General features: G+C 52.0%; 15 protein-coding genes. 4 read left to right on the top strand and 11 right to left on the bottom strand.

Annotated features, from left to right (window positions below; genetic code table 11):
* Positions 1 to 6: 6 nt before the first annotated feature.
* From AC3G2T_RS07710 to AC3G2T_RS07735, 6 genes are all read right to left on the bottom strand, one after another.
* Positions 7 to 939, bottom strand: coding sequence for an ABC transporter permease (locus AC3G2T_RS07710; RefSeq protein WP_488435162.1), 933 nt, complete (start codon positions 937 to 939; stop codon positions 7 to 9).
* 112 nt (positions 940 to 1051) lie between these two features.
* Positions 1052 to 2572 carry an ABC transporter substrate-binding protein gene (locus AC3G2T_RS07715; RefSeq protein ID WP_488435078.1) on the bottom strand — a complete coding sequence of 507 codons (1521 nt, stop codon included), beginning with the start codon at positions 2570 to 2572 and terminating at the stop codon, positions 1052 to 1054.
* A 121-nt stretch (positions 2573 to 2693) separates the two neighbouring features.
* Positions 2694 to 4214 (bottom strand): response regulator, encoded by a 1521-nt coding sequence (locus AC3G2T_RS07720; RefSeq protein ID WP_474682433.1) that lies wholly within the window; start codon positions 4212 to 4214, stop codon positions 2694 to 2696.
* Entirely contained in the window at positions 4207 to 5991 is a 1785-nt protein-coding gene (locus AC3G2T_RS07725; RefSeq protein ID WP_474682432.1) for a sensor histidine kinase, read from the bottom strand. The genes AC3G2T_RS07720 and AC3G2T_RS07725 overlap by 8 nt, the downstream gene beginning before the upstream one ends.
* A gap of 134 nt (positions 5992 to 6125) precedes the next feature.
* Positions 6126 to 8915 (bottom strand): endo-beta-N-acetylglucosaminidase, encoded by a 2790-nt coding sequence (locus AC3G2T_RS07730; RefSeq protein ID WP_474682431.1) that lies wholly within the window; start codon positions 8913 to 8915, stop codon positions 6126 to 6128.
* A 561-nt stretch (positions 8916 to 9476) separates the two neighbouring features.
* Entirely contained in the window at positions 9477 to 9746 is a 270-nt protein-coding gene (locus AC3G2T_RS07735; protein ID WP_488435079.1) for a hypothetical protein, read from the bottom strand.
* Between the two features lie 176 nt (positions 9747 to 9922).
* Here AC3G2T_RS07735 and AC3G2T_RS07740 point away from each other — a divergent pair, with 176 nt between their 5' ends.
* Entirely contained in the window at positions 9923 to 10972 is a 1050-nt protein-coding gene (locus AC3G2T_RS07740; RefSeq protein WP_488435163.1) for an LLM class flavin-dependent oxidoreductase, read from the top strand.
* 100 nt (positions 10973 to 11072) lie between these two features.
* Here the strand turns inward: AC3G2T_RS07740 and AC3G2T_RS07745 are convergent, their stop codons facing one another.
* Genes AC3G2T_RS07745 through AC3G2T_RS07760 form a run of 4 tightly spaced genes read right to left on the bottom strand, consistent with a single transcriptional unit; the run spans position 11073 to position 14814 of the window.
* On the bottom strand, positions 11073 to 12224 hold the full coding sequence (locus AC3G2T_RS07745; protein ID WP_488435080.1) for a hypothetical protein: 1152 nt from the start codon (positions 12222 to 12224) through the stop codon (positions 11073 to 11075).
* Positions 12225 to 12239: 15 nt separating this feature from the next.
* On the bottom strand, positions 12240 to 12866 hold the full coding sequence (locus tag AC3G2T_RS07750) for a hypothetical protein (RefSeq protein ID WP_488435081.1): 627 nt from the start codon (positions 12864 to 12866) through the stop codon (positions 12240 to 12242).
* Between the two features lie 9 nt (positions 12867 to 12875).
* Positions 12876 to 13649 (bottom strand): hypothetical protein, encoded by a 774-nt coding sequence (locus AC3G2T_RS07755; protein WP_488435082.1) that lies wholly within the window; start codon positions 13647 to 13649, stop codon positions 12876 to 12878.
* A gap of 7 nt (positions 13650 to 13656) precedes the next feature.
* Positions 13657 to 14814 carry an SPFH domain-containing protein gene (locus tag AC3G2T_RS07760; RefSeq protein ID WP_488435083.1) on the bottom strand — a complete coding sequence of 386 codons (1158 nt, stop codon included), beginning with the start codon at positions 14812 to 14814 and terminating at the stop codon, positions 13657 to 13659.
* Between the two features lie 426 nt (positions 14815 to 15240).
* On the opposite strand from AC3G2T_RS07760, the gene AC3G2T_RS07765 reads away from it, so the two are divergent.
* Entirely contained in the window at positions 15241 to 15699 is a 459-nt protein-coding gene (locus AC3G2T_RS07765) for a MarR family winged helix-turn-helix transcriptional regulator (protein ID WP_474682425.1), read from the top strand.
* 100 nt (positions 15700 to 15799) lie between these two features.
* Positions 15800 to 16537 (top strand): NADPH-dependent oxidoreductase, encoded by a 738-nt coding sequence (locus AC3G2T_RS07770; protein ID WP_474682424.1) that lies wholly within the window; start codon positions 15800 to 15802, stop codon positions 16535 to 16537.
* Positions 16538 to 17224: 687 nt separating this feature from the next.
* Here AC3G2T_RS07770 and AC3G2T_RS07775 read toward each other — a convergent pair.
* The gene (locus AC3G2T_RS07775; protein WP_488435084.1) at positions 17225 to 18049 is read right to left on the bottom strand and encodes a helix-turn-helix transcriptional regulator; all 825 of its coding nucleotides are present in this window, start codon (positions 18047 to 18049) and stop codon (positions 17225 to 17227) included.
* A gap of 182 nt (positions 18050 to 18231) precedes the next feature.
* Here AC3G2T_RS07775 and AC3G2T_RS07780 point away from each other — a divergent pair, with 182 nt between their 5' ends.
* A complete protein-coding gene (locus AC3G2T_RS07780) occupies positions 18232 to 18981 on the top strand; it encodes an SDR family oxidoreductase (RefSeq protein WP_488435085.1) in 750 nt (249 codons plus the stop codon).
* The last annotated feature ends 15 nt before the right edge of the window (positions 18982 to 18996 follow it).

An 18996-nucleotide genomic window follows, 5' to 3' on the forward strand; every position in this document is an offset into this window, starting at 1 on the left:
GCCGGATCAGAACAAGGCGCTGTCTTTGTTAAATTTGCGCACGATATAGTTGGACGTTATGACCAGCACGAAGCCGACTGCCGACTGATACAGCCCCGCCGCCGTGCTCATGCCGATTTCGCCCGTCGATTTCAGACCGCGGTAGACATACGTATCGATAACGTTCGTAACACTGTAGAGCGTCCCCGAGTTTCTGGGCACCTGGTAGAACAGCCCGAAGTCCGCATAAAAAATTTTGCCGATCGCCAGCAGCGTCATAATGGTCATAATCGGACCGAGCAGCGGCAGGGTAATGCTGCGGATTTGCTGAAATTTGCCCGCTCCGTCGATCATCGCTGCTTCGTAAAGCGATTTGTCGATCCCCATGATGGCCGCCAAATACACGACGCTGTTGTAGCCTACGGCTTTCCACAAATAAACCAGAATCAGGATGAGCGGCCAATAGCCGGATTCCGAATACCAAGTGACCGGCGCCATGCCGAAGAACTTAAAAATCTGGTTCAGCAGCCCCCGATCCGAGCTGAGAAAGCTGAATGCAAAATAGCCGACGACCACCCAGGACAAAAAATAAGGAAGAAACATCCCCGTCTGATACAACTTGGCGAGTCGCTTGTTGACAATCTCGGAGAGCACGACCGCCATCAGCACCGACAATAGCAGGCCGGCCGCAATGAACGCCAGGTTGTAAAGCAGCGTGTTGCGGGTAATGACATAAGAATCGTTTGTGCTAAACAGAAACTTGAAATTGTCCAAACCGACCCATTTGCTGTTGACGATGCTGGCCCAGAAGCCGTCCCTGCTGAACCGGTATTCCTTGAAAGCGATAACCGTACCGACCATCGGCAGGTAGGAAAAAATAAGGAACCACAGCGCGCCGGGCAAAACCATGAGCAGCAACACTTTATTTTTGTACACATTTCTGATAAAAAGGCCGAGCATTCCCACACTTTGTCCCTCCTGGGGAGCGGAATTCCGCTCTTCTATGAAAAAGAACCGGGCAGGAGGCTTTTCACTCGCTTCGCCCGCACGGTTCATTGCCCGCTATACCGCGTTATTTCTTGTTTGCCGCTCTCCACGCGTCAACCTGCGACTGCGCTTCCGCCATAATTTTATCGAGTCCCGCATCCTTGAACTTCTTGTTCGCCTTCGGCAAATATTCATCCGGATCGACGGACCCGGTCATCAGCGAGGACCAGAATTCCTCTTTGACGTTCTGCACGGCGGCGATTTCATTCGTCACCTTGGAGGCGTCGAAGTTGAAGCCGAGCAGCGGAGCGTTGACTCCGGAGGCGTTGAACTTTTTGAATTCATCCCATTTGTTCTTGGGGTCGCCTTCATTCAGATAAGTAATCATGACGTTGCCCAGCGAAAAAGTCGGCATATCGTAGTTTTTGGCATCCGGCAAGTTTTTGATCTGATTGTCGCCGATTTTGGCATAGTGCACGCCTTCGATGCCCGAGTCGATCATATTGCGCAGCACCGGGTCCGTGTTGAGCAGGTTGAGAAATTCCATCGCCTTCTCCGGATGCTCCGAATTGGCGGAGATCGCCTGCATGGAGCCCATAACCGACCAGTTGAAAATGTAAGGCTTGCCCGCCGGCGTCGACACGACCGGATAGCCGTAGCTCGCCGACCACAGGTTGTCGGCCATCGGCTGCGTAGCGGCGCGGTCCGTGAACCATTTGCCGGATTTGTACAGATCGTCTACCGAGGTGACGGTAGCGACTTCCGGGGACATATAGCCCGCCTGGTAAAACTTGCGCACGGTTTGCAGCGCCGATTTCAGCTCCGGCGTTTCCAAAATGTTAACGACTTTATAGTCTTTGGTATCCATATAGACCGCCATCGGCATCTTTTCGATCACGTAATCGAAAGGCATAAGCGGCATAAAATCTTTGACCATGGCGTAAGGCGTAATATTCGGCTCCTTCTCTTTGATCGTTTTCAGCAGCGGCTCCAGACTGGCCATCGAATCGACCTTGGAAATGTCGAGGCTGTACTTGTCTAACAGCTGCTTGTTGAACCGCCACACTTCCTGTGCCGGAAGCTCCTTGTTCGCCGGTACGGCGTAGTTGTGCCCGTCGACCTTGGAGCCTTCAAGGAAGGCCGGGTCAATCGCTTTCTTGATGCCCTGGCCGTATTTCTCAAGAAGGTCATCCAGCTTCATGAATGCTCCTTTGCGGGCATTTTGCACGTAATCGAACGCCCAGGAGCAGGTGAACAAAATGTCCATCGGCGTACCCGAGGCGACCATCACCTGCATTTTTTGCGAGTAGTCGCCGAAGTCGATCATCTTCATCTCGATCGTGGCATTTATTTTCTCCTGCGTATACTTGTTGACTTCCACGAGCACTTTATCCAGGTCTTTCTGCGGCGCGCCGATGGTGTACCAGATCAACTTGACCGGCTTGCCGGAGCCGGCCGCCGCCGTGCTTTTGCCTGCCGAAGCGCTTCCCGCGGGTGAACTGTTCGCTGCGCTGCCGCCAGTACTTCCACTGCAAGCGCTAAGCGTGAATGAAAGCGTTAACAGCGATGTCAGCAGCAGCGACAAGCGTTTTCTTCTTTGTGCCATATTTGTGTACCCTCCCTTTTGATTGCCTACTACCACTGTAATAAATGAAAACCTTTTCAAATAGAAGTCAAACTAAATAAGTCGTTGTATAAAATAAACAAAAAAGCCCCAGCGGAAGACGCTAAAGGAGCTCCTTATATTCCGTAGGGGATACGCCTACGTATTTTTTGAATTGTTTATAAAAATATCCGATCTCCCAATACCCGGCATTCCGGGCGATCTCATGGACTTTCAGATGCGTCGAACGCAGCTGCTCCTTCGCTTTCTCAATCCGGTAGCGGTTCAAGTATTCCGTGAAGGACTCGTTGACCTCCTTGTTGAATAACCGGCCGAGATATACCGGGTGTATGTTGTACAACGCTCCCAGTTTTTTGAGCGACAAGCCCTCGCTGTACGATTTATGAACAACATTCATCACCTGCTGAACTACCGGGCTTTTGATGTCGCGCTCCAGCAGGTCAATTGCCGCTGCCGCCGCTTCTTTCATCGCTTCGGCCAGTTCTCCGATCGATCCCGATTTTCTTATTTTCGCAGCGCACTTCCTGTAAAATTCCGGCTCGGCCGTATGGCGGATTTCCTTCACCTGCAAGTTCAGCAAAATCATCCATTCCACCGCCGCATCCCGCAGCGAGTCGGGGGATATTCCGGGCCGCGCTCCCATCCTCCGCACGAACGCTTCGATGCCCGCCAGCATTCCTTCCTTGTCTTTGGTCATAACAAGCTTGGCGAATTCGTTCCAGTCAAAAGAAAGATCAGACTCCATATCGCTCTGATAGAGCTTCAGTTCCGCGAAACGAAGCATGCTGCGTTCCGGGTGCATCATGAAATATTCCTGCGTCCGCTTCGCTTGCCTGTAGCTGTGCGATGCCCCGGCTGCGCCCTCCTCCACGCTGCCTGCCGACAGACGCAGCCCGCTTGCCGGGGGCAGCGCCTGCATCAGCAGGCCCAGCGTTTCTTCCGTCGCGGCAGCTAATTCCGAGGCATTGTCTCCACCCTGCAGCAGCACGATATCGCCGTCCAAATCCTGAAAGATGACCGGCCGATGGCGGTCCCGCATCCATCCCCGGACGGTTTCCGGGCAAGCGCCGCCGGGCTGCTCCGGGCGTAAAACCGCCGCCTGCACGAACGCCTTGCCGATGGGCAGATTCAGCAGCTCTGCGCGTTCAGCCAGCTCCTCCGGGCCGATCTGATTGCCTAGCCAGCGGTGTACGACATGGTCCCTCATGATCTCCTCGCTGTACGGGCTCGGCTTATGTTCCGTCCGCGAAATATTCAGCTTTTCCACGACCGCACCGAGCGTATCCCGGAATTCCTGCAAATTAATCGGCTTCAGCAAATAGTTCTCAATCCCGAGAGACAGCCCTTCTTTCACATAAGCAAATTCGTCATACCCGCTCAAAACAACCGCCTTAAGCTCAGGCAGCAGCCCGCGCGCGGACCGGATCAGATCCAAACCGTTCATGATCGGCATCGAGATATCCGTTATCAAAAGATCGACGGGCACGCTCTCCAGCTTCTTGAGCGCTTCTTGTCCGTTCTGCGCCTGTCCGACAATGGCCAGCCCAACCTCGTCCCAATCGATGATATCGTACAACCCCTCAATAATGAAAGGCTCGTCGTCCACAATAAATACGTTATACATAGTCTGGCGCCTCCTCACCCGGATCCGGGAACAATACGGTTACGACAGTTCCTTCCCCCAACTCGCTATGTACTTCAATGCCGTGCGGGCTGCCGTACAGCAGCCTCAGCCGCTCGTGAATGCTGCGCAGCCCGAACGATGTCATCCCTTCGGGATTTTCCAGCTCCTGCGCCAGTCTCTCCATCCGCTCCGGCGAAATTCCCCGCCCGTTGTCTTCAATCAGGATGCGAATATGGCCCTCTTCCTTCGTCACCGAAATCTGAATGCGGTTGTCGGTCCGCTCCGGGTTCATGCCATGCAAAATGTAGTTCTCCACAATCGGCTGCAGCGACATCTTGAGCATCTTGCGCTTCTCCAGCTCCTTGCCGCAATGCAGCTTATACGAAAATTTGTCCCTGTAGCGGATTCGAAACAACTCCAGGTACAGACGGCATGCCTCCAGTTCGTCCTTTAACGTATACACGGGCTTGGGCCGGGCGTAGCTTTTGAACAGGGCGGACAGGCTGTAGATCATCTCGCCTACATCCGCGGCTCCCTGGGAGATGGCCCGCATGCGGATGACCTCCAGTGTGTTGTAAAGAAAATGAGGATTGACTCTGGCTTCCAGCGCGGCAATTTCCGTATGTTTTTGCTTGATTTCAGCCTTGTACACCCGATCGATGTATGAATTCAACTCCTCAAGCATATCGTTGAAGCTCCGGGAAATTTGTCCGAGCTCGTCTTCCTTCGAAACCGCGATTCTGGCTGTAAAATCTCCGTTCTTCACCTTTCTTGTAAAGCGAATAATGTTATGCGTCCGTTTGGCAAAGCTGCTTAAAAACAGGGATGGAAACAGCACTGCAAACAAGATGCATGCCAAGCCGATCATGATAATCGCGTTGCGCGCCCCCCGATATGTCGCAGCCAGTTCCGTGCCGGGCACGATACTGACGACGGTGAAGCCGCCCTGGCTGTGGGTCCGCGGGGTAATCATCATGCCGTCCCGCTCGCTTGGGGCATACGTTTGTCCGTACCGCTCGCCGGAAGTGTCGAACATGACGTCGCTGTTCGCCGAAAGCACCATGATGGCGCCCTTGTAGTCGTCTTTGTAATTAGCAATGCTGTTCCAAACTGCGCCGGAATCGTAAAAAACGAGCAGTTGGCCGGCATTCCGCAGCGAGAACTTGTTGTTGATCGGCGTGCGTACGGTGAACATGGGACTTTGGGGCAAGCCGATGCTTTTGCGCACCCAGATGTTAGGGAGCGATACTTGACCGCCTTCTCCCAAATACATGGCGTCGGGCACATACGAATGGGCCGCGCTTGCAGGTATAATCCGGAATTGCCCGTTCTTGTGATAAACGTACATGACCTGCTCGTTGGCGCTGTACAGCACAAGGCTCATAATATCGGGGTCGTCTTCCATCTGATTTCGAAAATATTTGACCGCCTCGGAGGCCGATTTGCTTTCGTTGAAAAACCGGTCCATTCTGTATCCGATATAGTCCTGATAAGGATGCTCCAACAAATACGCGGTGTTTGCCGCCAGCCCGTCATCTCTGTATATATTTCGCACGATCGCCTGTACGGACTCGTACTTTTGCTCCATATAATTGTTTACGCTTTCAACGGCCCGTTTCTGCACTTCCAGCTGCCGCTCGACGGCCGATTGCGAAATGAGCTTAAATACGAGATAAGAGCACATAATGATCGTTGCAATAGCGATGACGGAGAACAAAAGGATGAATTTCGTAAACGCGTTGTTTTTTAAATATCTATGGTAAAGGGTCCATTTCATCGTCAATCGCCCCCTATTGCTGATATGAGTATATCATGAAAGTTAGAGCAGGCGTCTGCGCTTCGCCAAATTAGCAAAGATCAGACGCCTGAGTACGGTGAGCATGCTTTTGCAGCTATTTTAAACCGGTCAAGCTACTGCCTAAGATATACCCGCGCCGATTTGTTCCCGGCATAGTCCTCCAATACGACGTAGACGTTTGAGGCTGTCGAAGTAAAGCTCAGGCTTGCTTTGGTCGAGCGGCCCCGGACGATCATCGGCTTGCTGCCCGAGCTGTACGTCGTGGCAAAAGATTTTGCAATACCGTTCTCATAGACGTACAAATACCGCCAATCTCTCGTGTTAGGCATCGGCAGCTTGAGCGTATTCCCGCTCCACGACCAGGCCTCGGCGTACGGTTCGGCAATGACATCGATAAAACGGCCGCTGAGCGATATCGGATTGGTGCTCCCCGCCGTGATCGTGACCACGTAATCGTCGCCGTTCACGGGCATATTGGCAAATACCGCCGAAGTCGAACCTACGGGGACTACCGTTTGTTTGGCCACAGGCGCGGGAGTCGTAATCCAGTTCAACGATTTGACGCTTACCCGGATATCCCCGGCGGCCCCCGCGGGATTGGTCCAGGACACGGCAAATTCGCCATTTGCCTTGGAGTCCGCATGAATGCCGGAGACAGCGGCGTTCAGATCGTAAGCTGCCGTAGCGGCAGCGCCTTCCTTGCCGTCTGCGCCGACCGGGACGACCTTGACCGTTCCCGACTTGGCGGGCAGTTTTTTGATATAAAAACCTTCGTCGTATTTCCCGCCGACATAAACGTCGTTTACATAGACATTGTACTGCTTGACTTTGGCATAATCGGTATCCAGGTTCCATTTCACATACATTTCACCCGTGTCCGCGAACAGCCCGGTGATCGCCAGGCCTGTCGGCGCCGCCGGCTTCGCTGCGGAACCGTCGGAAATTCCGATGTGCCCGATATTCATCTGATAGTTCGCAACCGTTCCCGCCCCCGGATCGAAAACCAGACCGAACGCGGCGATGGATTTGCCGGCATACGGGCTCAGATCCAATTCCTTCGTGACCCAGCCGTTCGTATGCTTGCCCGTATCCGGAACAGCGATCTTGACGACAGTGTTCGGATTGTCCGCCATAATCAAACCGACCTTCATGGCCGATGAATCGTCGGCTGACGGTTTGCTATACGTGACGGACAGTTTGGAATTTGCGTTGACGTTCAAATTCGTCTTGTACAAGCGCAGGAAATTTTCGGCGTTCAGGCTGCCGTTGACTACGAGCGAGCTGCCGCCCCTGAACCCGCCGATTTGCCCATATTTGAAGCGATTGTTGGCGCCGGCAAACTTGTATTTTGGACCGTAGTCGTAATCGACGGTAAGCCTGCCGCCCGCCGTGTCCTGCCACCATTGCCATGTAATCGGAATGTCCTGCAGGCCCATGTTCGACCATTCGCTGTCACTGGAGACCGCCCCGTTTACATAATAGGACAGCCCGTGACCCGTATTGAAATCCGTGTAAAAATTCGTGCCGCCGATGACGGACCGTTCGGCCATAACCGACGCGATCCCCGGCCAGTTTCTGTTGTCGGCATAGACGTCGCTCACTGTATTCGCCGAAGGTTTCGTTGTATTTTTGGGGTTCAGGTTAGGGCCGGACCACCAAAGCTGTTCGCGCACCGTCGTCATCCACTGGTAGTCGTTTTCCGCTCTGTGTCTGCTCGGCCATGCAAGGCCCATGTCTTCGTCAAGGCCGGCATGCACAAAATCCGCCCCCAATGTCGCGATGCTCAAACGCGGCACCCCGTTGCTCAGCTTGCTGCTCAATTGCGCGCCGTTCGCAGCGCTCCACCTGTTCCCCCCAGCCTCTATACCGGCAAAGCCCGTGTCGTAAATCGTATAATTTGTCCCGTAAGCGCCGTTCAAAGCGTTCAAATAGCTTGTAGCGCTATTAATCTGGGTGCTGCCCACGCCATAATCGAAGAAAAACGAATTTGCAACCCGCTCTTTTTTAGCTTTATCGTATAAAAATGAAATATTGTTATCGTTGAACGTTCTGGCAAACGTATTGGCGCCGTCGCTGGTACTCAAGGAATCGTACCACTGCACATACAGCCCGCTTTTTTGCAGCACTTTCTTGAAAGCGATATAGTCCGGAATATCCGCGGCTGCGACGTTAGGACCTTGCTCTTCCTGGTTGAAAAAATAGCCGTCGTACCCGAAATACCGGGCCATCTCAATCAGCTTTTCCGCCACCGGGAATTTGCCGCTTGCATCTTTGACGAGCATTTGTTTATACGTTTGTTGGCCGCGGTCATTATTCGAAAAGAAAATACAGGCCAGAGACAGCACGCCGTTCTTGTGCGCCGCATCGGTGTAGGTCGGATTCGGGATATTCAGGATGCCGAACTCGAACCATTTTTGCTGCCAATCCGACTGGGCCAAGTCGTCGTAGTAGGCGGGAGGCGTATAAGCGGTGGCGGTGCCGTGCCAGTAAGAATAATAATCGACATATTGCCAGAAGTTAAAATGGTACTGCGCAAATTTATTCGTATACGCCGCGTTCTCGATAAATGCATTTCCGTAATCGCCCGCTACGGTGATCAGCTTTGCATCCGGGTTCAACCCCGGATTGGCTTGTGTTGCCGCAAACGGTGCGTTGCGGGGCTGCAAGGGCACGCGGGACCGCAGCATTTGCGCCCCCGGATCGGTTATCGGACTCCAGTTCGCAATGTGACTGCCGGTATAGCCATGCACGCTCGGCTGGTTCGCACCTTGGGCGCTTTCTCCCGTAAAAGGCCACGTATCTCCGGCATGTGCGGTTAATGGCAGGCCCGCTGCAACCAGCATACATGCGGCCAACGCAGCGGCCATTTTTGCAAAAACATTTTTCCCGGTTCGCTTGTTCATGTTCTCACTCCCCATTTTTGAGAATCAGGACTGTTTCGACTGTTCTGATTGTTCCAACCGCCCGGACCGCGTTAGAGCCTCACGGCATCATTCATAATTTTCACTCCCCTCCTGCACGTCTGAAAAGCCTCTGCCATCCGCCAATCATCTGGCGATTGTAATAACCATAATTGATGTAAGCCTTTTCAAAAACGGTAGAAATTAAATATTCAATGTCCAAAATAAAGAAGATATCGCCGGGTTCAGCCTGATGGCGGCCACTAGGCAGTCCCCTTCCCTTTTTCGCTGCGCCTTACGGTGCGGTCAACGAGCAGGTGAAGTCGGATGCCACGGCGAGCACAGCCACTCTTCCCCGACCCACGCCTCTCCTGCACGGGTTGCGGAGCTGAAGTGGGGGCAAGGCGGCTTGGCATGGAAAAAACCTGCGATTGTGCAGGTTTTCTTCGTAAACATGGTTCATTTTGACGAAAAGCCTGCGATTGTGCAGGAATTTTCGATGAAAATGAACCAGATCCTATGTTCTCGGCAATAAGCCTGCACATTTGCAGGAATATGCCGAAGTCAGCGCATCAACCGAGCAAAAACTGTACTTTTGCAGGTTTTTTCGCGCCACCATAGCCAGGCAGATTGTGCGGCCGGTTCTGGCGTGTGGACTTCCGGACAGCCTGCAGCTTTCGCAGGTTTTTCGCGCTGCCAGGCCGCTTCATGATCGGCTGCCGCCAAAGTAAATAAGAGGGTAAGCTTCGCTTCCCCTAAACCCAAAAACATATAAATCGAAAAAAGAGCGTACGTTCTACATTTGTAGAAAGTACGCTCTTTTCGTTGCTTCAACCGCTAATTTTGCGCCGTATGAACCCGGAGCGAATGTAGACGGATCCCACCAGTAAAAATAAGTTGTCGAAAAATATCGAAGCAATATTTGCTTACTAAACTTGAGAAACGATAAAAAAATAAGTAAACTGGAAATAATGAAGGAGGAGAATGAAATGACAGTTCAGACAACGAATATGGAAATAGGGATCAGCACATTTTTGGAGGCAACGCCGGACCCGGTGACTGGGAAAGTGATCAGCCATGCCGAGCGGCTCCGCAACGCGGTTGAGGAAATCGTCCTGGCCGATCAGGTCGGCCTGGATGTATATGGAATCGGGGAGCATCATCGAGCCGATTACGCCGGCACTTCGCCCGCTGTCGTATTGGCGGCAGCGGCTTCCATGACCAAGCGGATCAGGCTCACAAGCGCCGTTACCGTGTTGTCCTCAGACGACCCGGTTCGCGTTTATCAAGCTTTTTCCACCCTTGACGGCATCTCGAATGGCCGGGCCGAAGTTATGGCGGGCCGGGGGTCATTCATTGAATCTTTTCCGCTTTTCGGATACAGCCTGGAAGATTACGATGAATTGTTCGAAGAAAATCTGGAGCTGCTGCTGGCGATCAGAGCCTCGGAAAAGGTCACATGGCACGGAGGGCATCGTCCCGCCATCAATAACCTCGGCGTCTATCCGCGCTCCGTTCAAAATCCGCTGCCGGTATGGATTGCAAGCGGCGGGAACCCGCAGTCGGCGATCCGGGCAGGCATGCTGGGGCTTCCGATCGCATTCGCCATCATCGGCGGATTGCCCGAGAGATTCGCTCCGCTAGTCGCTCTCTACAAGGAAGCGGCTGCGCGGGCCGGGCACAATCCCGACACGCTGGCGATTGCGACGCACTCGCACGGGTTTGTCGGCGAAACAACCGAGCAAGCCGCCGATATATTTTTCCCGTCGACGCAGGCCCAAATGAACGTCATCGGCCGCGAGCGGGGCTGGCCGCCTTATACCCGCGCCGCTTTTGACGCCGCTCGCAGCCTTCAGGGCGCCCTCTATGTCGGCGATCCCGAATTCGTCGCGGAAAAGATCGTTCTGCTGCGCAAAAACTTGGGCGTCACGCGCTTCTTCCTGCATGTGAACGTCGGCACGATGCCGCACCGCGAAGTTTTGCGCGCCATCGAACTGCTCGGCACCCGGGTCGCGCCCATCGTTCACAAGGAGCTTGCGCGCATCGAGGCAAAGGAATAACCGCGGAAACAGCCTGCCCCGCCTCCATCATGGACGCGGTGTCAGTCATACAAACAAAGCGCCCTTCCTGGTTTAGAAAGGGCGCTTTTGTTAACTTTCATCACATCGTGCTCTCGCGCATTTTACGGTTGATGGCTCGTTCTACGACCAGTTTGACGGTTTTGAAATTTTCCACGTCGGTCTCGGTTTCCGTCATTTCCTTTTTGGATTCGTAGTTGATGCACTTGAGATTTTTCATATTTTTCACCGCTTCTTCAAACTGATCGTAAGATAGCGGAGTTTTGGTATAACGGCTAGCAGTGCTTCGTGCAGTTTGAATTTGGTTATACCCCGGGGCGGCTTTGCTCAATGCAGCCCAAGTGACCGATTGAATATAGTAGTTAACCTGGGGTCTGAGGTTGCCTGAAGGAATGTACATCACGTCACTTTCGCTGCCATCGTTATTGCTGGTTGTAACGGCAAAAAAGTTCAGACAATTGTAGTTGTTATGTCTTTCATCCGAGTTTTTGATTTTCGAATACAGGATTCTCGATGTGCTGTAATCGGTAAATTCTTCGCTAAACAATTCGATTTCCCCATTCATCTCGTAAAGCTCGGTGTCCGTCATGCAAATGTACTGTACCTGAAAAGATGCATACACCTCATGATCGCCGTATTTTCTCGAGGCTTTCTTAAGATTCGGTGATTTGATGTAATGAAGAGCGATTAGTTCGGTCTCGTCGACCCCCAGCAGCGTCCGGCAAAATCTCACGCCGTGGGCATGTATCGCCTGCTCTACAGTGCGTGCAGCTTGCTCATACGTAAGCTCCCTGGCGTTGTACTCGCCCAATTCTTCTTGATGCTTGGCAAGATCGGCTTGGTAGGCTTCAAGCTTACTTTCATACTCCAGATTGAATTTCTTCATAATCTTGTCATTCCAGCGAATAAACAAACCGTCGACTTTTTTCTTGCAAATAAAATAGACGACCAGCAGCAGAAACACGACGCCCCATAGAAGAATGGCGACTATATCGGAAATGCTGTTAACCAACTTGAGCGCCCAAATCAATACGCTTAAGATCAAAGCTGTCAGTATCCAGCATCTAACCGGTCTGTTGGCCAAACTATCAAAAAGCCGGTTTTTCTTCAAAACGGGCTCCGTTTGATGAAATGCAGGGACATCTGTCGTCAAACCATGCTTCAAATACGCCAGCTTTTCGGTCAAAGGGAGCTCGTCGAAAGAAACCTCCGACAAATTTTTCAATGTGCTCATAGAATCACCTTTCGTCTAAAGTGCCAACACGGAATCAAAGTAATTTCTATCGCTTTCGTCCAGCTTGACGATTTTCAAAATCTGGTGTACCTCTTCCGCATCCAGCTTGAAATTGTTCGCTTTCTCAAGCAGCAGCTTGCTGCTATCCCCTTGATGCATGTTGAACAAGTAATACTCGTAATAATCTCTCTTGATGACCGCCTGCAAAATGTAGTACAAGCCGTTGCCGCTGGACAGCACTTGGGCGCTGTTTAAATACGACTCCACCTTGCGGACTTGGTCCATGCGGAGTACACGCGGTTTTTTCCCCTCAAGCATGGCGAGCGCCATATAATAGAACACATTGGGGTCCGTACAGTCGTTCTCGGCCAGTTTTTTCAAAATGTCAAATGAAAACTCGTAATTTTGCGCATCGATATGGCACATAGCCAGGGAAACGGCGACGGGGATATTCCCCTTGTTATCCTCGAGAATTTGCTTGTAAGAGGTAATGTACTTGTGTTTGGTCTGGCTGTCCATCCTCGCCAAGGATGCAAGCGTTTTGGGAATATACGCGGTACCGCAAAATTCGCATACCTGGTTCAAATCCGCCGGCAGGTTCGCCCCGCAGTTGGGACACGTATTCACTAAAATTTTCGCCATAGCTGCCTCCTACTGAATTCCGGCTCTGTCCAGCGCCTGGATCGCTTGCAAGATTTGAGAAGTCTTCCGATGTATTTCATTTACATGTTCCTGTTGAATGTTTTCCTGATTCCGATATTGGTCAAGCTGCCCCTTCAATTCCTCGCATGAATAAACCAGGTCCCACTCTGCGTCAGCCTGGCCGCCTCGCCCCAAAACGCCGAACGCCCTTGATTTGACAGCCAGCTTATCGAACAATAGTTTGGTTTTGCTGAAATCGAGACTTTGATACTGCCCGGCCAGTTGGTTATACGAAACAATAATATCGGACAAAGCTGCCGCGACATTCCGGGTGCCGGCCTTCTGTTCCGCTTGGCTATCCGCATCTTTTTTGCCGAGATTGCCCCAAAACAGGATCGATGCATACACCACAATATACAAGACGACCCCTAGCAACGTCTGCAAAATATAGCTGGCGCCTATCTCCGCTTGGCCCGCTGCCGGAGCGGATCTCATATATATTCCAATCAGGACGAGCTCAACGACAGCAAACAATTGGGTTGCCGTAAATAACGCCAGTTTATGGGGAAGTAATACGGAGGAGGATCTTTTCGACATAAAAACATGATAGATGCTGACGACTTCGGCGGCCCCTATCAACATGACAACGAGCAGTACGCAAAAAGAGGCAAATGAATGGAGCGCCAGCCCTGCGACAAAAATAAGGAACAACATGAGAAGCAGCACACAGGCGGCAACGGCGCTCGCAAGTATTTTAAAATACCGGTCCTTACTCAAGTCCATCCACTCCCTATCCTAGAGATGTGCCGCATTCATGGCAAAATTTTGCCCCGGCCTTCAGTTCCTGATTGCACTGCGGGCAGGAAATGGTGCCGATGGCTGTACCGCATTCCGAACAAAATTTGGCGTTCTCCTTGTTCTCCGCGCTGCATTGCGGACATTGCTTGGCCGATTGCGTTTTTTGGCCGCATTCCGCGCAAAATTTGGCATCCGCCGCGTTAACGGCGCTGCAATGCTTGCACGGAACGCGTCCCGCAGGCGCAGGCGCCGGCACCGGCTGTCGAAGTGTGTTGTTCGATTTACCCGACATCACGTTTCCGACTTGCCCCATCATGCCAAGCCCCAGGCCTAATCCGAGACCGGCATTAGCCATTGCCGAAGTGCCTTCATTTTGGGCAAAATTGTTCATGATCTCGAATTGTTTTTCCGTTGCATATCTGGCATCTCCAAGAATGTCGAATTCCGCTTTGCGCTGGAGAATTCCGTTGATAACCTCCATGTCTTCGTCCGGAAAATTAATAGAGTTGACGAAAAAGTTAACCAACTCTATGCCGAATGTGGAAAATCCCTCTTTCATATCTTCCATGCAAAGCTGCGCGATTTCCCTTTGTTTGGTGCGGATATCCAGGACGGATACTTGTTTCTCGATGATGTATTGGGCCAGAATCGTGTCGACGCTATTCAGGATGATGCCTTTGAAGCTAGAAAGTACATGTTGGACGGTTATTGTCGTTCCGCCTCTTTGCGTCCCTATGAGCTGGGTCAGCAGAATGCTGTAGTCATCCACTCTTATCGTGTACTGCCCGTTCGCCCTTGTATTAATCCTGACTCGATACACCGGATCCACGATCTGAATCGGCGACTCGGTTCCCCACTTCAGGTTCATATTCAATGTTGTATTAATATAATAAACTTCGGCCGTAAAAGGAGTTTCGCTGCCGAACGGCAAGTTAATCAACTTGTCCAGCAAAGGGATATTTCCCGTTGACAAGGTATGGGTACCGGGCCCGAATACGTCCAAAGCTTTGCCCTCTTTGACGAAAATGGCAAGCTGTCCCTCGCCGACAACAAGCTGTGCGCCAAGAGACAAATCTTCACTGGGATATTTGTATGCCAACCAGTTTCCGTCCGCCGCTCCGTCGTACTTGACTCTATCGATTAACGCCACGCTAATCACTCCAATTATCAGCAAAATTTAACAAATTGCAACAATTTCATACTATCATAATAACTACTAAAGTACCATATTGCGGAAATAGAATCCCGGGTTGAAATAGCTCGAAATTACAAAGAATTTGTAATCCCCCGGCTTTATTCGGCCGACACCCCGCGATCCTTAGTTGACCGGACGGCAAAATCGGCCGTTCTGCAAAAGGTTCGAACGATTTGGACGCCGTCTTTGCATACCGGGACGAAATTTATGGATATAATATCGAGGACCCCGAGTCCGATTTTGTCAAAGCGGGTACTCGCAAGTCAACCAATGATGCGAAGCGATTTGAGCAATGCGAACGGCCATTTGGTATGAACTGGCTGAATTTAATTAATTGCAAATATCAACTATTGTATGATATCATGCGTTTGGGTGATAACGATGAACGCTGGCTCTCCATATGTCCAAGTCAGAGAAACTTTGCAGCAGTTGGTTCGCACATTCGGGTCCCTGCAAAAAGACGGCGCGCAAGGCTGCGGCATTTCGGTCGCTCATAGCCATATTTTGTATGAGTTAAGCAAACGGCCCAACATTTCGCTCAACGATCTCGCCCAATTGCTTGCGACGGACACCAGTTCGCTCAGCAGACAAGTGCAGCAGCTAGTGGAACTGGAACTGGTCGCACGGATACCCGATTCGAACGATCGGCGGTACGTGGTATTGTCCTTGACACCTAAGGGCGAGCAGGAGCAGCAGCAAATCGCCGCGGCGGTGGAAGCGTGTCTGCAAAATCTTTTCAAGCACATACCGGCAAAAAAACATGAGCAGACCTTCGAAACGATGAAACTGCTCAGCGATGCGATTCGCAGCGGCCAAAGCTTAAAGGAGCCTCCTTCCTGATTGGGAGAGGTTCTCTCGAACAAATATTTGCAAAAATCAACTATTAAATCTGGTCATTTATTGATGATCGATAATACTGAATTGAAAGGAAGATAACCCAATGAACAACGTATACGAAACCTTAACGAATCACCGCTCCATTCGCAGTTACACCGATCAACCGGTCAGCGAGCAGGATTTAAAACTCATTATAGACTCCGTGCAGGCAGCCCCGTCCTCCATCAACGGACAGCAGGTGTCTGTCATCAGCATCCAGGATCGGGCTACAAAAGAAAAAATCGCCGAATTGGCCGGCAATCAAGCCTGGATCGCGCAAGCGCCTGTGTTCCTGGTGTTTTGCACGGATTATTACAGGGCCAAGATCGCGGCGGAATTGAACGGCGAACAACTGGCTATTACCGAAGGCGTGGAATCCATTTTAGTAGGAGCGACGGATGTCGGTCTGGCAATGGGCAATGCGATTGCCGTCGCCGAATCGCTAGGCCTTGGCATTGTGCCGATCGGAGGCGTGAGAAGGCAGCCGCTGGAGCTGATCGAGCTGCTGGGGCTTCCCGAGTACGTTTTCCCCGTAAGCGGGCTTGTCGTCGGACACCCTGCCGATCATTCCGCCAAAAAACCGCGTCTGCCGCAAGCGGCAGTCTGGCATAAAGAGCGGTACGACACGAACTTGAAGGATCTGATTCATGAATATGATCAGACGATTTCCGCTTACATGGAGAAGCGCACGAATGGAAAAGAAACCAGAAACTGGAGCCAAACCGTATCCTCCATCTATAACCGGATTTATTATCCGGATGTGAAACGGATGCTGGAGCAGCAAGGGTACGATTTCAAATAAAGTTTGGAAGCAAAACTCGGCCGCTTGAGCGGACACATTTACTTGGCCGCGTGTGGTCGGTCGACTGACCGCGGTCATACAGCGTGCACTGGGAGCTACGCGCATGGGGAAAACCTGCGCCCCCCATGACGCCGTGGACGTCACCCCACGGAATGAAAATAATTCAGGTCTACTGAGTCTATTTTCGTATAAAGGGCAGGTTTTTTTCCGTTAGCAGGGTTCATTTTGGCGAAAAGCCTGCAAAAATCAGGCTGCCCAAAAACCCCCGCATCAAAGGCGATAACCACAAACTGCCTGGCTGCAACGAAGAAAACCTGCAAAAATACATGAATTTGCGTCCTTGGTCGCTGGCTACGAACAATTCCTGCAATTGTGCGGGCTTTTCAGCGGGAACATGGGTTCAGGTTTACTTTCAGCGAAAATCCCTGCACTTTTGCAGGCTTTTCGCCAAAATAAGCCAATTCCAGAGAAAATCCCTGCACTTTTGCAGGCTTTTTTCCTACCGCGATGTCTCCTGCTCATTTTGTTCAGTTCCGCGACCTCACAAGGATAGGTGCGCGCCCAGAAAAAGCGGCTGTCCCTCAAGTTAGGGGCTCGCTGTTTCCCATAGCCCTAACCGAGTATCGCCCCTTCCGCCGAGAACCTATGCGAAAGGGGCTTTCCCTTTTGGCGGGAAAGCCCTCATTTTTACAATAAACCTTCTAATTGTTCGTTAGTTCCGGTGTTTTCGATTGGCGTGTATACCCTCATCACGAAGTCGCCACTTTCAGAGACGGCAAAAGTATTGTAGCGAAATGTCAGCCGGCCTGCTTCGGGATGAAGCACCACTTGTTCTCCTTCCGAATTCCCGGAAACGTCATGCCGTCCCCACCACTCCCTGAATTCCTCGCTGCTCTCGCACAGCTTGCTAACCAATTCCTGATACCACAGATCGTTCATGTGCAAGGCATACCGGCTTCTGAAATGGGCCAGCAGCAGGGTTGCGACATTATCCCAGTTGGCGATGCGAGCTTTATTTTTCTCCAGCACGAAGACGCGCCAAAGCATATTTTTCTCGATTTCTTCTAGTTGTTGAAAGTCCCCGCATAAAGTGCTTGCCATTTGGTTCCATGCGGAAACGTTCCAGCGTTTGTCGATGACATAGGCCGGGTAGGTTCCCAACCTGTCGAGAATCTGCTGCAGAGCCGGAGGAACGGATTCGTCAGCCGCTGCATTCGGAAGCAGAGAAGGGTTCGCCAGAACGAAAAGATGGTTGCGTTCGTCGTTGCTGAGCCGAAGTGCCCGGACCAGACTCTCCAGCACTTGCTCCGACACTTGAATATCCCGCCCCTGCTCCAGTGCGGTGTACCAGGGCAAGGAAATGCCCGATAAGCTTGCCACTTCCTCCCGCCTTAAGCCAGGCGTACGGCGGCGCGAGGCTCCAGCCTGCAGTCCCGCCTCATGCGGAGATAAACGTTCGCGGCGGGTTCGGAGGAAATCGGCCAGTTCTTTTCGTCTTCTTTCATTATTCATAACGATGCCACCTCACCTCTCCCATCGTAATAGAATTTATAGCAGTATCCCGAATAATACTATAAATGCAGACCTGTTTGTCAGTTACAACTCAAATTATAATCGACTTGTCGCCCGTAGTGAAGGAGGAACGGAGCCGAAGCCTAAAGCTGAAAAACATAACGAATAACGAGGGAGATTGTATGATAAAACCAGACCGGAACGAACGCAGCAGCACATTGAAAGGCAAGCGTGTTATCCTCCTTGGAGGAACGTCAGGAGTCGGATTCGCGACAGCCGAAGCCGCAGCGCGGGAAGGGGCGTCCGTAGTCGTAGTATCCAGCCGAAAAGAAAGAGTTGACGCGGCCATCTCGCGTCTTCCCCACGGCGCGGAAGGACATGCGGCCGATCTCACGAATGAGGATCAGATTCGCGTATTATTCGACCAAATCGGCGAATTCGACCACTTGGTTTTCACGGCCGGCGAATCCTTGCAAGTCGAAAGCCTCAGCGCAATGGATGTGGACGCGGCGCGCCGGTGTTTCAACCTGCGGTACTGGGGGGCATTCATGGCCGCTAAGTACGGCAGTAAGAACATGAGACAGGGCGGCTCCATCACTTTGACTTCCGGCGCCGCCGGAGCCAGGCCGCAAAAAGGCTTGACGGTCGCGGCCAGCATATGCGGCGCTATTGAGGCACTGACCAGGGCGCTGGCCGTCGAGCTCGGCCCGCTGCGCGTCAACGCCGTTTGTCTCGGGCTCATGCGTACGGAACTGTGGGACGGCATTCCCGAACAAGACCGGAACGCGATGTATGAGAACGTCGGAAAAACCCTCCCTGTTGGCCGGGTGGGAGAACCGGAAGACGCAGCCGAGGCGTATCTGTACTTAATGCGCGAAAAATATTCCACCGGACAGATCGTAGTCGTAGACGGCGGTTCGACGCTGGTGTAACATTTGTGGTCTAAG

The organism is Paenibacillus sp. sgz302191 (assembly GCF_057749925.1).